Source organism: Ruegeria sp. B32, from assembly GCF_025141855.1.
GTDB lineage: Bacteria > Pseudomonadota > Alphaproteobacteria > Rhodobacterales > Rhodobacteraceae > Ruegeria > Ruegeria arenilitoris.
In genome coordinates this window covers 2,977,637-2,990,637 of sequence record NZ_CP081106.1, presented here as the reverse complement: position 1 = coordinate 2,990,637, position 13,001 = coordinate 2,977,637, and the positions used below count along the sequence as shown (strand labels likewise).

13 protein-coding genes are annotated in these 13,001 nt (G+C 65.2%); 10 read left to right on the top strand and 3 right to left on the bottom strand.

The window, feature by feature from the left end; all coding sequences use genetic code 11:
* Positions 1-18: 18 nt before the first annotated feature.
* A complete protein-coding gene (gene dapB / locus K3752_RS15150; protein ID WP_260063682.1) occupies positions 19-828 on the top strand; it encodes a 4-hydroxy-tetrahydrodipicolinate reductase in 810 nt (269 codons plus the stop codon).
* Here dapB and K3752_RS15145 read toward each other — a convergent pair.
* Positions 825-1,415 (bottom strand): HD domain-containing protein, encoded by a 591-nt coding sequence (locus K3752_RS15145; RefSeq protein WP_260063681.1) that lies wholly within the window; start codon positions 1,413-1,415, stop codon positions 825-827. The two genes, dapB and K3752_RS15145, sit on opposite strands and share 4 nt — an antisense overlap.
* Positions 1,412-2,548, bottom strand: a complete 1,137-nt coding sequence (locus tag K3752_RS15140) for a gamma-butyrobetaine dioxygenase (protein WP_260063680.1) — start codon at positions 2,546-2,548, stop codon at positions 1,412-1,414. Before K3752_RS15140 ends, K3752_RS15145 begins: the two co-directional genes overlap by 4 nt.
* Before the next feature lie 98 nt (positions 2,549-2,646).
* On the opposite strand from K3752_RS15140, the gene K3752_RS15135 reads away from it, so the two are divergent.
* A complete protein-coding gene (locus tag K3752_RS15135) occupies positions 2,647-3,507 on the top strand; it encodes a LysR family transcriptional regulator (RefSeq protein ID WP_260063679.1) in 861 nt (286 codons plus the stop codon).
* 4 nt (positions 3,508-3,511) lie between these two features.
* Here K3752_RS15135 and K3752_RS15130 read toward each other — a convergent pair whose 3' ends face one another.
* Positions 3,512-3,694 (bottom strand): DUF1674 domain-containing protein, encoded by a 183-nt coding sequence (locus tag K3752_RS15130; RefSeq protein ID WP_170364414.1) that lies wholly within the window; start codon positions 3,692-3,694, stop codon positions 3,512-3,514.
* 88 nt (positions 3,695-3,782) lie between these two features.
* Here K3752_RS15130 and K3752_RS15125 point away from each other — a divergent pair, with 88 nt between their 5' ends.
* From K3752_RS15125 to K3752_RS15090, 8 genes are all read left to right on the top strand, one after another.
* On the top strand, positions 3,783-5,042 hold the full coding sequence (locus tag K3752_RS15125; RefSeq protein WP_260063678.1) for an RsmB/NOP family class I SAM-dependent RNA methyltransferase: 1,260 nt from the start codon (positions 3,783-3,785) through the stop codon (positions 5,040-5,042).
* Positions 5,043-5,130: 88 nt separating this feature from the next.
* The gene (locus K3752_RS15120) at positions 5,131-6,870 is read left to right on the top strand and encodes a heparinase II/III family protein (RefSeq protein WP_260063677.1); all 1,740 of its coding nucleotides are present in this window, start codon (positions 5,131-5,133) and stop codon (positions 6,868-6,870) included.
* 21 nt (positions 6,871-6,891) lie between these two features.
* Positions 6,892-8,481, top strand: a complete 1,590-nt coding sequence (purH, locus tag K3752_RS15115; RefSeq protein WP_260063676.1) for a bifunctional phosphoribosylaminoimidazolecarboxamide formyltransferase/IMP cyclohydrolase — start codon at positions 6,892-6,894, stop codon at positions 8,479-8,481.
* Complete coding sequence (gene lspA / locus K3752_RS15110) at positions 8,481-8,957, top strand: signal peptidase II (RefSeq protein WP_170342020.1); 477 nt, start codon at positions 8,481-8,483, stop codon at positions 8,955-8,957. The genes purH and lspA overlap by 1 nt, the downstream gene beginning before the upstream one ends.
* A gap of 50 nt (positions 8,958-9,007) precedes the next feature.
* On the top strand, positions 9,008-9,520 hold the full coding sequence (locus K3752_RS15105; protein ID WP_170342023.1) for a DUF3035 domain-containing protein: 513 nt from the start codon (positions 9,008-9,010) through the stop codon (positions 9,518-9,520).
* 80 nt (positions 9,521-9,600) lie between these two features.
* Complete coding sequence (locus tag K3752_RS15100; protein ID WP_170406072.1) at positions 9,601-10,941, top strand: pitrilysin family protein; 1,341 nt, start codon at positions 9,601-9,603, stop codon at positions 10,939-10,941.
* Entirely contained in the window at positions 10,938-12,248 is a 1,311-nt protein-coding gene (locus K3752_RS15095) for a pitrilysin family protein (RefSeq protein WP_260063675.1), read from the top strand. The genes K3752_RS15100 and K3752_RS15095 overlap by 4 nt, the downstream gene beginning before the upstream one ends.
* Positions 12,249-12,496: 248 nt before the next feature.
* Positions 12,497-12,961, top strand: a complete 465-nt coding sequence (locus K3752_RS15090; RefSeq protein ID WP_170525677.1) for a cupin domain-containing protein — start codon at positions 12,497-12,499, stop codon at positions 12,959-12,961.
* Positions 12,962-13,001: the final 40 nt, after the last annotated feature.

Here is a 13,001-nt window from a genome sequence, read left to right as displayed (position 1 = left end):
AGAAGAAGGACCAGCGCAATGACGCATATTCCGGGAATCGTCGTGACCGGGGCTTCGGGCCGGATGGGGCAGATGCTCATCAAGACCATCACCGACAGCGATAAGGCGCGGCTGGTCGGCGCGGTCGAACGCACGGGCCATGACTGGATCGGCCAGGACGTAGGCACCGCGATGGGCGGCCAGCCGCTGGGCGTGATCGTCACCGACGATCCGCTCGAGGCCTTTGCCCAGGCCCAGGCGGTGATCGACTTCACCGCGCCCGAGGCGACGCTGGAGTTCGCCGCGCTGGCGGCGCAGGCGCGCTGCGTGCATGTGATCGGCACCACCGGCATGAGCGACGAACAGATCGCCGCGCTGGAACCCGCCGCGCGCCATGCGGTGATCGTGCGGGCCGGAAACATGAGCCTGGGCGTGAACCTGCTGGTGCAGCTGACCAAGAAGGTCGCCGCCGCGCTGGACGAGGATTTCGACATCGAGGTGATCGAGGCGCATCACCATCACAAGGTCGATGCGCCCTCGGGCACGGCGCTGATGCTGGGCGAGGCCGCGGCCGAGGGGCGGGGCGTGCAACTGGCCGATGTCGCCGACCGGGGCCGCGACGGGATCACCGGCGCCCGGCAGCGGGGCCATATCGGCTTTCACGCCATCCGCGGTGGCGACATCGTCGGCGAACATGACGTGCTGTTCGCCGCACCGGGCGAACGAATCGTGCTGCGCCACGTGGCGACCGACCGGGCGATCTTTGCCCGAGGCGCGCTGAAGGCTGCGCTGTGGGGGCAGGGCAAGGCCCCCGGCCAATATGACATGGTGGATGTGCTGGGGCTTTAACCCTCGCCCAGATGCCGGTCGACCATGCGCTGAACCATCGGCGCGAAATGGTCGAAGCCGGGGGTGTCCATGTCGGGCCGTTTGCCGGCCTCGTCCAGATACCGGACCTGGATGATCTCTTTCAGGTTCGGGTTGGCCTCGAATGCGGCGACTTCCTCGGCGCTCATCGGGCCGCCCTGCAGGTCCAGCGTATGGACCGAGGCCGCCGACAGACGGTTGAAATATTCGGGTCTGGTTGCACACAGGTACCGTTTGGCTGCGACGTGATAGCGGCAGCAGTCGGTGATGACCGACGGAAAGAACCGCTCCAGCACCTCGGCGCCGGCGTCCTCGTGGTGGCGATCCTCGGTGTCGTCGGGGTGGTAGGTGCCGAATTCCGAGGTGAAATGCCCGATATCGTGCAGCAGGGCGCCCACGATGATCTCTTCGGGCATGCCGTTCTGCTCGGCGATGGTGGCGCCCTGCAGCATGTGCTGGGCCATGGTGACCGGCTCGCTCAGGTACTCCTCGCCTCCGCGCCGGTCGAAGATATCGGCGATGAAGGCCACGATGTTGTCGCGGGTCAGGGTCTGGAAATCGGGTTTCATTCCGCCGCCTCCGGTTGCGCCATCCGCATCGCGGCCAGAGTCGACAGCAGCCCGTCCTTGTCGGCATAGCATCCCTGCAGCCAGCGCGACCCGGCACCCGAATAGCCCAGCCGCGCGTGCAGGACGCGGGTGTTGTCGACGATGAAGCTTTCGCCCGGTTCCAGCTTGAACGCAACGCCCATGGCCGGGTCGTCGATGATCTCGCCCAAACGGCGGTAGGCGGCATAATAGGCCTCCATCCGGTCGAAGGGTACATCCAAGAACGGGGCCGAGGACCGGTTGTTGAAGCGGATGCCGATCAATTCGCCATCGGGCGACAGCTCGATCATCGGGCGGCGCGCGCGCAGGCAGACCCCGTCCGAACCGCGGTATTCGAACCGCGCGGGATAGCCGGCCAGCAGGGCAAAGCCCTCGGGGTTTTCGTCGCGCAGGCGCTGGGCCGCGCGAAAGCCGTCGACCACGATCGACTCCCCGCCCTCGGCGCTGTTCTCCAGGCAATAGAGGATCTGCAGCGTGGGCACCGGGTCGCGATAGGGGTTGTCGGTATGCGCCTGCAGGCCAAGGCCGGTATAGGCCAGATTGGTCGGGTTCACCTCGGTCCGCACCTCGAAATAGGGGCCATAATTGGTCTCGCGCACATAGCCGAACAGATCGGCGACCTTCATCAGCGAACCGGGCGCGGTCGGGCCGCCGGTCAGCTTGGCAAAGCCGTATTCGGCGACCGCCGCCAGCCAGTCGCGCTTGGCGGCGGGGTTTTCATGCACCTGCGTCCAGTCGCCGGCCGGGGCCGCGAACCCGCCGTCCCAGGTGGTTATGCCGGGCGACAGCCAGCCCATCGGGCGGGTCTGGTCCCGATCATAGACATGCGCGGCCAGCCAGTGTGCGGGGAAGGTGACGGTCTTGTCTTCGGGGGCGAAGGTCACCTGCAGGTCACCGCCCGCTACCTCGGCCGCCTGAATCGCGATCCCCGCCGGAATGTCGCCGATCGTGATCAGGCGCTGGCCGTTGCCGGGGTCGCGCGTCTGCGGGTCCAGCGCATTGTCGCGCAGCCAGATGGCGTGGAAACGGGCGCGGGTGCCGTCTTCGAATTCAACCGAAACGACCGCCGGGTCATGGGTGGCTTGGCGCAGCATGGGGCTCTCCTGTTCAGCGCGGGCTTTGATTGAGGAGATACGCGGGATATGGCATTACGACAATTAAGGCTTGTTTCCACTGAGGGTTGGAAAATCTAATGAGCAAGAAAAAGGTCGGCCTGCCCCCGCTGGACTGGCTGCGCGTGTTCGAGGCGGCCGGGCGGCTGGGCGGATTTTCGGCTGCGGCGCGCGAGTTCGGCCTGACCCAGGCGGCGGTCAGCCAACGCATCGCCAATCTGGAATCCTGGCTGGGCCGGTCCCTGTTCGTGCGCGAGGCGCGTGGCGTGTCGCTGACGGTCGAGGGCGAAAGCTATCTGCCGCTGGTGCAGGACAGTCTGCGGGCGTTGGAACGCAACACCGAGGATCTGTTCGGCACCGCCCCGCGCGCGTTGCGGGTGGCCGGGCTGTCTTCGCATATCCAGGCACTCGTGCTGCCCAGCCTGGGGGCCTTTCGCGCCCTGCGGCCCGAGGTGCAGGTCACCACGGATTCGGTGGCGCGGCGGTCCTCGCTGGAGGACGAGCGGACCTGGCTTCAGATCCGCTATGGGCGCGGCAGCTGGCCGGGGCGCGCCGCCGACCTGATCGCGCCCGAGGTTCTGACCCCGATGGCGGCACCGGGCGTCAGCTGGGGCGCGCCGGTGATCGACCTACGCGGCGAACGGCCCGGCTGGCAGGACTGGATGCAGAAGACGGTCGACACGGATCTGCCACGCACCGGTCTGAGCTTTGATTCGATGGAACACGCCCTTGGCGCGGCGCGGCAGGGGCTGGGGGTCGCCTTGGGGTCGGTCGCTCTGGCCTCGGCAGATCTGGCCTCGGGCCGTCTGATCCGGCTGGGGCGTCCCGATTTGAAAACCCGCGACGGATACTGGCTGACCTGGCCGCGGGACCGGGCGCAGTCGAAAAAGCAGCAGGCCCTGATCGGCGATTTCCTGCAGGCCCTGCGCGCGGCGGTCTGAGCGGTCAGAAATCGATCGCGATGCCCTTCTTCTCCCAATCGCCATAGCGCGCGGGATCGAGGCCGTCGCGTCCGCCCAGCTCCTTGGGCAGGGGTTTGGCCTCGGCTTCAGCCTTGCGCCGGCGCTCTTCGGCCTCGGCCAGGGCGCGCTGGGCGGCGGGCGGCAGGTCTGTGCGGTCGTCGCTCATGACATCGGGTTCCTTTCCGTGCATGGCCTTGATATACGCCCTCGTCCGCTGATGGCAATGCGGGCGAAAACCTTGCAAAGGCGGTTTCATGACCAACACCCCGACTGCGGCGCGGCGCAGCGCCATCTATCTGCTGGATCAGATCCTGGGCGAGGGGCGCTTGCTGTCCGAATGCCTGGCGGCCGGGGCGCTGGATCGCCTAGCGCCCGAAGACCGCGCCCGGGCGCAGCGGCTGGCGCTGGAGACCCTGCGCGGGCTTGAGCGCGCCGACCGCCTGCTGGAGGAGCATCTGCGGCGCACACCGGCGCTGACCGTCCAAAACGCGCTGCGTCTGGGAACGGTCGAACTGTGCCAGGGCGAGGCTGCGCATGGCGTCGTGAACGCTATGGTCGAGATCGTCGGCCGCTCGCGCAAGCACGGGCGGCTCAAGGGGCTGGTCAACGCGGTTCTGCGCAAGATCGCCGCCGAAGGCCCCGAGGCCTGGCCGAAGATGCGGGTGCCGCGCCTGCCGGACTGGCTGCGCGAACCGCTGATCGCGGCCTGGGGCGCGGATGCGGTCAAGGGCATGGAGCAGGCCCATTTCGCCGGCGCGCCGCTGGACCTGACGCCAAAACCCGGCGCAACGATCCCCATGGGCACCGAACTGCCGACCGGCTCGGTGCGGGTTGCTGACGCGGGGCAGGTCTCGGCCCTGCCGGGCTATGCGGCCGGAGACTGGTGGGTGCAGGATGCCGCCGCCGCCTTGCCAGCGCGGATTCTGACGCCCCGTCCGGGCGAGCGGGTTCTGGATATGTGCGCCGCGCCCGGCGGCAAGACGCTGCAACTGGCGGCGGCGGGGGGCGAGGTCACCGCGCTGGACATTTCCGAGGCCCGGCTGGCGCGGGTGCGGGAAAACCTCGAACGGACCGGGCTGTCGGCCCGGGTGGTCGCCGGCGACGCGCTGGACCATCAGGGCCAGTACGACGCGATCCTGCTGGACGCGCCCTGTTCGGCGACCGGCACCATCCGGCGGCACCCGGATCTGCCCTTTGCCAAGGACGGCTCCGAGTTCGGCGGCCTGATCGCGTTGCAGGCCCGGATGCTGGCCCATGCCTGGACCCTGCTGAAACCCGGCGGGCGGCTGGTCTATTGCACCTGCTCGCTGCTGCCCGACGAAGGCGAAGTGCAGATCGAAGAGGCTTTGCCGCAACATCCCGACATGCAGGTGGACCGCGCCGCGCTGCAGGTGCCCGGCGTTCAGCCCGACTGGCTGACCGAGGAGGGCGGGTTACGCCTGCGTCCCGATTTTTGGCCTGATCTGGGCGGCATGGATGGGTTCTACATCGCCTGCCTGAACAAATCGGCCTGACCGGTCGCTTTTCGATGACTTGACGAACCGGCCCGGCTATCGTTGGTTCAAACGCCAGCAGAGCGGCAGGGGCAGAGCAACACACGTCATGTCGAATTCGGACACCATGGCCAACCGATGGGTGCGGTTTCAGAACCGTCTCTACGCGCGCCTCAGCCAGCGCCGGAAACCCGTCAGCGGCTTTGTCGGTCAGCCCGAGCCGCGCACCGTCGGTTCATTTGCGCGCGGGCGGCAACTGGTGGCGGGAAATCTCTTGTTTGCCGGTTACCTTGTCGAAGCCCCGGACACGGGCTTGTGGGAGGTCGTGGCCCCCAACGCCGCATTCGATGCTGAACGCCACGGGTTTTCCTGGCTGGACGATCTGGCCGCGGTGGGTGATGCCGCGGCACGGGAAAAGGCGCAACGCTGGGTCTGGGGCTGGATCGAGACCCACGGCAAGGGGCAGGGTCCGGGCTGGGCTCCGGACCTGACTGGACGCCGCCTGATCCGCTGGATCAATCACGCGCTGTTCCTGCTGCGCGGTATGGACGAGGCCCACAGCCGCCTGTTTTTCCGGTCTCTGTCACAGCAGACCTGGTTCCTGTCCAAACGCTGGCACGCGGCGACACCGGGGCTGCCGCGGTTCGAGGCGCTGGCCGGCCTGGTTCAGGCCGGTTTGGCGCTGGAGGGGATGGAAGACATCTCGGACCCGGCCGTTCGGGCTTTGGCGCGGGAATGCGAGGCCCAGATCGACGCGCAGGGGGGCATTCCCACGCGGAATCCGGAGGAATTGCTCGAGGTCTTTACCCTGCTGGCCTGGACTTCCGCTGCGCTCAGCGAAGTGGGGCGCGGTACGCCCGCTGCTCAGACGGCAGCAATCAAACGGATTGCCCCCACCCTGCGCAGCCTGCGTCATGCAGACGGCGGGCTGGCCCGGTTTCACGGCGGTGGCCGCGGCGTAGAAGGCCGGTTGGAACAGGCGCTGGCCCAAAGCGGGGTCAAACCGAAACCCGTCAAAGGCCTGACCATGGGCTATGCCCGTCTGGCCGCCGCCCGCACCACGGTGATCATCGACGCAGCACCCCCGGCCAAAGGGGCGGCCTCGTGTATGGCGCACGCTTCGACATTGGCTTTCGAACTGACCTCGGGGCGACGGCCATTGATCGTCAATTGCGGTTCTGGCGAAAGCTTCGGGTTGGAGTGGCGCCGGGCCGGGCGGGCCACGCCGTCGCACTCGACCCTATGCCTGGATGGATACTCCAGCGCCCGGTTGGCTGCTCCGGCCAAGGGAACCGCGAACGAAGCAATGGTGGACGCCCCGAGCGAGGTTCCGGTGGAGTTCGAGGATTCGTTCGAAGGCGCGCGCGTGATGGCGGGCCATGATGGATACGCCAAGGTGTTCGGACTTACCCATGCCCGTACGATCGAGCTGCGCTTTGACGGGCGCGAGGTGACCGGTGAAGACATCCTTCTGACGGCCACCGACAAGGCAAAACGCCAGTTTGACCGGGCCGTTGACGCATCCAAGCTGTCAGGGATCGGTTTTGACATCCGGTTTCACCTTCATCCGGATGTGGACGCCGCGCTGGATCTGGGGGGATCTGCGGTGTCGATGGCGCTCAAAAGCGGCGAGATCTGGGTTTTTCGCCATGACGGCGTCGGAAAATTGTCGCTTGAGCCAAGCGTTTACCTGGAAAAAGGCCGTCTGAAGCCCCGCGCGACAAAACAGATCGTTCTATCCGGCCGCGCAATCGAGTATGCGACGCGCATCCGGTGGACGCTGAGCAAGGCGCAGGATACAGCCTATGCCGTGCGCGACGTGCACCGGGACGAGCCCGATTTCGACTGAGCCAAAAGGATCTTTGGACCCATGACCGACCTTCACCCCGTGCGCCGCGCGTTGCTTTCCGTTTCCGACAAGACCGGATTGATCGATCTGGGCAAGGCCCTGGCCGACCGCGGGGTCGAGCTGCTGTCGACCGGCGGCACCGCCAGGGCGCTGCGTGATGCGGGGCTTGCGGTCAAGGATGTCAGCGAGGTCACGGGTTTCCCCGAGATGATGGATGGCCGGGTCAAGACGCTGCACCCGATGGTGCATGGTGGCCTGCTGGCGCTGCGCGACAATGACGCCCATGTGGCGGCGATGCAGGAGCATGGCATCGGCCCGATCGACCTGCTGGTGGTCAACCTCTACCCGTTCGAGGAAACGGTGGCCAAGGGCGCGGGCTATGACGAATGCATCGAAAACATCGACATCGGCGGCCCCGCGATGATCCGCGCCGCGGCCAAGAACCACACCTTCGTCAACGTGGTGGTCGATGTCGAGGATTACTCGGCCCTGCTGGATCAGCTCGAGGAAAACTACGGCAAGACGTCGCTGGGCTTCCGCCAGTGGCTGGCGCAGAAAGCCTATGCCCGCACCGGAGCCTATGACGCGGCCGTGTCCAGCTGGCTGGCCGACGCGCTGCAGATCGACACCCCCAAGCGCCGCGTGTTCGCCGGCGAACTGAAACAGCCCCTGCGGTATGGCGAGAACAGCCACCAGCAGGCGGCGTTCTACGTCGATGGCTCGGGCCGCCCCGGGGTCGCCACAGCCGTTCAGCATCAGGGCAAAGAGCTGAGCTACAACAACATCAACGACACCGACGCCGCCTTTGAACTGGTGGCCGAGTTCGACCCGCGCGACAGCGCCGCCTGCGCCATCATCAAACATGCCAACCCTTGCGGCGTTGCAACGGGCGCCACGTTGCTCGAGGCATACAAGGCGGCGTTCGACTGCGACCGGACCTCGGCCTTTGGCGGGATTGTGGCGCTGAACCGGCCGCTGGACGCGGAAACCGCGCGCGAAATCACCGGCATCTTCACCGAGGTCGTGATCGCCCCCGGCGCCACCGACGAGGCCAAGGCGATCTTTGCCGCCAAAAAGAACCTGCGCCTGCTGACCACCGAAGCGCTGCCCGACGTGCGCGCCGGCGGCAAGACCGTGCGCCAGGTGGCCGGCGGGCTGCTGGTGCAGGACAAGGACAACGGGCATATCGAGATGGATGACCTCAAGGTCGTGACCAAGCTGGCCCCCACGCCCGAGCAGATGCGCGATCTGCTGTTTGCCTGGAAAGTGGCCAAGCACGTCAAGTCGAACGCCATCGTCTACGTCAAGAACGAGGCCACGGTGGGCGTCGGCGCCGGCCAGATGAGCCGGGTGGATTCCGCCCTGATCGCCGCCAAGAAGGCCGAGCGTATGGCTGAAAGTCTGGGCCTGCCCGAACGGCTGACTATCGGCTCGGCCGTGGCCTCGGACGCGTTCTTTCCCTTCCCCGACGGGCTGATGGAGGCCGCCGCCGCAGGCGCGACCTGCGTGATCCAGCCGGGCGGGTCGATGCGCGATGACGAGGTGATCGCCGCCGCCGACGAAGCCGGTCTGGCCATGGTGTTCACCGGCATGCGGCACTTCCGTCACTGATGCGGGTCCGGGTTCTGCTCTGGGCCGGGCTGGCCGCATTTGTGATCGACCAGCTCAGCAAGTACCTGGTGGTCCACGTGTTGCGCGTGGCCGACCGGCCCGGCGGCATCGACGTATTGCCGCCGCTGCTGACCTTTCGGTACGGCGAGAACCGCGGCATCAATTTCGGCCTGTTTCAGGGCAATTCCGAAGCCGCGCGCTGGTTTCTCATCGCTATTTCGCTGGCCATCAGCATCGGCGTTTTCGTCTGGCTCTGGCGCACGGCCGCATCGCGGCGGATGCTGGTTTTCGGCGGGTTGCTGATCGGCGGAGCGTTGGGGAACGTGGTTGACCGGGTGTTGTATGGATACGTTCTGGATTTCCTGAACATGTCCTGCTGTGGCATCAACAACCCGTTCGTCTTCAACCTCGCCGACGTGTTCATTTTCGCGGGTGCCCTCGGGTTGGTGCTGTTCGAAGGCAAAAAGCCCTCGTGACGCGCCGGATGTTATGCGATAAAAGCGCCTGAAACAGGCTGGAGACCAAGATGCGGATGCCGCGCGCCATTATTGCTCTGACACTTGCTGCGGTCGCAGGATGTTCCGATATCGGCCTGCGCCATCTCGAAGCGCCAGGGCCCGGGCCGGACGAGTTTTCGGTCATGCCGGTCAAGCCACTGACCCAGCCCAAAGATTATGCGTTCCTGCCTGCGCCGACGCCGGGTGGCGCGAACCTGACCGACCCAAACCCGAATGCCGATGCCGTGGCTGCGTTGGGTGGCAATCCCGGGGCGCTGAACCCCGGCACCGGTATTCCGTCGTCGGACGGGGCGCTGGTGACGGCTTCCAGCCGCTATGGCGTTTCCCCCAACACCCGCCAGGTTCTGGCGCAGGAAGATGCGGATTTCCGCAAGCGTCAAAGCCGCTGGACGCGGTTGCGCCTGTTCAAGGTGGACCGCTATTCGCAGGTCTACAAGCGCAATTCCATCGATCCCCAGGTGCAGACCGAAGCTTTGCGCAGACAGGGCGTGGAAACACCCTCGTCGCCGCCGGATGAATAATTCTTAACTTTCCGTCATCGCTCTTGAACCCGTTCGGCGTCACCGTAGTTTGAACACCGTAACGAAACGGAGGATGCCCCATGGCTCGGGCCTTGGCGTTTTGCGCCGCTTTGATGACCGCAACCCCGGTTTTGGCCGAAACCGGGCACGAGGCCGTCACCACCTTTACCCTGGACAACGGCATGGATGTCGTCGTGGTCGAAGATCACCGCGCGCCCGTGGTTCAGCATATGGTCTGGTATCGGGCCGGATCGGCGGATGAGCCGATCGGGTCGTCAGGTGTGGCGCATTTCCTCGAGCATCTTCTGTTCAAGGCCACCGATACGATGGAGGCGGGCGAGCTTTCGGCCACCGTTGCGGCCAATGGCGGCAACGACAACGCCTTCACCTCGTATGACTACACGGCCTATTTCCAGCGCGTCGCGGCCGACCGGCTGGAGTTGATGATGAAGATGGAGGCCGACCGGATGCGCAACATCCGGCTGACCGAGAGCGACATCGCCACCGAGCGCGACGTGATCTTGGAGGAACGCAACCAGCGTACCGAGAACAACCCCCGCGCCCTGTTCGGCGAACAGATGAGCGCGGCGCAGTATCTCAACCACCGCTACGGCGTTCCGGTGATCGGCTGGAAGCACGAGATGGAGACATTGGACATGGAGGACGCCCTGTCCTTCTACCAGACCTATTACGCGCCCAACAATGCGATCCTCGTGGTGACCGGCGATGTGGACCCGGACGAGGTCAAAGCCTTGGCCGACACCTATTATGGCGTGATCCCCGCCAACCCGGACCTGCCTGAACGGGTCCGATCGCAGGAACCGCCTCAGACCGCCGAGCGGCGTCTGACCTTCAAGGATGCGCGGGTGTCGCAACCATATGTTCAGCGCAGCTACCTCGCGCCCGAGCGTGATGCCGGTGCGCAGGAGAAGGCTGCGGCGTTGTTCCTGCTGGCCGAACTGCTGGGCGGCAGCACCACGTCCTACCTGAACGAGAAACTGCAGCTTGAACAGCAGTTGGCTGTTTATGCCGGGGCGTTTTATCGTGGGGTGTCGCTGGATGACACGACCTTTGACCTGATCGTTGTTCCAGCTGAAGGCGTGTCGCTGCAAGAGGCCGAGGATGCGATGGATCAGGCGGTGGCCGATTTCATCGCCGAAGGCGTCAACCCGGAGGATCTGGACCGGATCAAGATGCAGCTGCGCGCCGCACAGGTCTATGCCCGAGACAATGTCGATGGAATCGGCAACCGCTATGGTCGGGCGCTGACCAGCGGCCTGACGGTCGAGGACGTGCAGGCCTGGCCCGACATCTTGCAGGCCGTCACCGGCGAAGAAATCATCGCCGCCGCGCGCGAGGTGCTTCAGCCCGAAGCGTCTGTCACCGGCTGGCTGATGCGTGATGACGAGGTGACCCAATGATCCGTTTCCTTGCCCCCTTGATCGCCCTGCTGATCGCGCTGCCTGCCTGGGCCGAGATCAAGATTCAGGAGGTCACCTCGCCCGGCGGTATCCGAGCCTGGCTGGTCGAGGATCACTCGATCCCGTTCACTGCGCTGGAACTGCGGTTCCGCGGGGGCACGTCACTGGACGATCCCGACAAACGCGGCGCGGTCTATCTGATGAGCGGCCTTCTCGAAGAAGGCGCGGGCGACATGGATTCCCGCACCTATGCGCGGGCGCTGGAATCCCTGGCGGCGTCGATCGGATACAGGGCCACGGATGACAGTGTTGCGATCTCGGCCCAGTTCCTGACTGAAAACCGGGACGACGCCGTTGAGCTGCTGCGCACCACCATCCAGCAACCGCGCTTTGACCAGGACGCGATCGACCGGGTTCGGGCGCAGGTCCTGTCCGGGCTGCGCTCGGAACAGACCGACCCCAATGACATCGCGGGTGAGGCATTCGCCAAAATGGCCTATGGCGATCATCCTTATGGATCCAACGGCAAAGGCTCGATCGACAGCGTATCGGCCCTGACCCGGGACGACATCATCGACGCATACAAAGGCGTCTTCGCCAAGGACCGTCTGTATGTGGGCGCAGTGGGCGACATCACACCCGAAGAGTTGGGTGCATTGCTGGACAATCTGCTGTCGGACCTGCCCGAGACGGGCAAACCGATTCCCGGGAATGCAGAGGTGACGATCCCCGGTGGCGTCACGGTGGTCGAGTTCGACACGCCGCAATCAGTGGCGCTGTTCGGCCAGAAGGGCATCGACCGCGACGATCCGGATTTCTTTGCAGCCTACATCCTGAACCACATCCTCGGCGGCGGCGGCTTTGAAAGCCGCCTGATGCAGGAAGTGCGCGAAAAACGCGGCCTGACCTATGGCGTCGGGACCTATCTGGTGCCCAAGGATCTGGCCTCGGTCTATCTTGGGTCGGTATCCTCGGCCAATGACCGGATCGGGCAGGCTATCGAGGTAATTCGCGACGAATGGCGGCGCGCGGCGACCGAAGGTGTAACCCAGAAAGAGCTGGATGACGCCAAGACCTATCTGACCGGCGCCTATCCGTTGCGCTTTGACGGCAATTCCCAGATCGTGGGCATCATGGTGGGCATGCAGATGGAAGATCTGCCGATCGACTACATCGCGACGCGAAACGACAAGGTCAACGCGGTGACACTGGACGAGGTGAACCGCGTCGCGGCCGAGCTGCTGGACCCGGACGGGCTGCATTTCGTGGTTGTGGGCAAACCCGAGGGGCTTGAGACCACGAACTGACGCGAAGGGCCGGCAGTCAGCAGGCCTTTTGCCGAACTCCCGACGAGCGGTCATTCAGCGCCGCTCGCCCCGGGTCCCTTGAACCGGAAGCGTCCGCTACGTGTGGATCGTCCGCGTATCCGCCACCTGTTCCGTAAAACCGGTACGGTATTCACGGTCATGCGCGTCCGCCGGCGGGCTTGTTTCACTTGATGGACAGATGTCATCATGAAGCGGAACCATTTTTCGCGGGTAAGGAAGGATCCTTGATGCCCTATCAGTTCTGGCATTCGAAGTTGACCGACCCTCCCATCCACGTCCCGGCGATTGGACTGCAGTTGTTTGTCCGGATACCGCACGACACCACCGACGAGAATATCTCGGTCATAGAGACAATAAATGAACCGGGGTTTGGCCCGCCCCTGCACCGTCACCCGCAAACTGAGATCTTTCGCGTTTTGGACGGGCGGTATCTCTATGAGTGCGATGGAAAGCGCTTTGTTGCAGAAACGGGCGACGTCGTCACGATCCCCGGTGGCGCCGCGCACGCATTTCGCAATCTTTCCGACTGGCCAGCGCGGCAACTGGTCATGATACTGCCCTCCTTCGACACGGTCGCCTTTTTCAACGGGCTGGGAGACATCATGGCAGACGGAGTTCCCGACCGGGAGGTGCTGAACGCATTCTCCGAGAAATGGCAGATCGAGTTTCTGGGGCCGCCCCTGCAGCTTTGACGTCAGTCCAATTTGCCTCGGGCGCCAAAGTTGGCGGCTG

Excerpts from the sequence above, each read along its gene's own strand:
- K3752_RS15100 (WP_170406072.1), top strand. The coding sequence starts at position 9,601 with ATGGCTCGGGCCTTGGCGTTTTGCGCCGCTTTGATGACCGCAACCCCG.
- K3752_RS15090 (WP_170525677.1), top strand. The coding sequence starts at position 12,497 with ATGCCCTATCAGTTCTGGCATTCGAAGTTGACCGACCCTCCCATCCAC.
- K3752_RS15120 (WP_260063677.1), top strand. The coding sequence starts at position 5,131 with ATGTCGAATTCGGACACCATGGCCAACCGATGGGTGCGGTTTCAGAAC.
- K3752_RS15135 (WP_260063679.1), top strand. The coding sequence starts at position 2,647 with ATGAGCAAGAAAAAGGTCGGCCTGCCCCCGCTGGACTGGCTGCGCGTG.
- lspA (WP_170342020.1), top strand. The coding sequence starts at position 8,481 with ATGCGGGTCCGGGTTCTGCTCTGGGCCGGGCTGGCCGCATTTGTGATC.
- K3752_RS15105 (WP_170342023.1), top strand. The coding sequence starts at position 9,008 with ATGCGGATGCCGCGCGCCATTATTGCTCTGACACTTGCTGCGGTCGCA.
- K3752_RS15095 (WP_260063675.1), top strand. The coding sequence starts at position 10,938 with ATGATCCGTTTCCTTGCCCCCTTGATCGCCCTGCTGATCGCGCTGCCT.
- K3752_RS15145 (WP_260063681.1), bottom strand. The coding sequence starts at position 1,415 with ATGAAACCCGATTTCCAGACCCTGACCCGCGACAACATCGTGGCCTTC.
- dapB (WP_260063682.1), top strand. The coding sequence starts at position 19 with ATGACGCATATTCCGGGAATCGTCGTGACCGGGGCTTCGGGCCGGATG.
- K3752_RS15130 (WP_170364414.1), bottom strand. The coding sequence starts at position 3,694 with ATGAGCGACGACCGCACAGACCTGCCGCCCGCCGCCCAGCGCGCCCTG.
- purH (WP_260063676.1), top strand. The coding sequence starts at position 6,892 with ATGACCGACCTTCACCCCGTGCGCCGCGCGTTGCTTTCCGTTTCCGAC.
- K3752_RS15140 (WP_260063680.1), bottom strand. The coding sequence starts at position 2,548 with ATGCTGCGCCAAGCCACCCATGACCCGGCGGTCGTTTCGGTTGAATTC.
- K3752_RS15125 (WP_260063678.1), top strand. The coding sequence starts at position 3,783 with ATGACCAACACCCCGACTGCGGCGCGGCGCAGCGCCATCTATCTGCTG.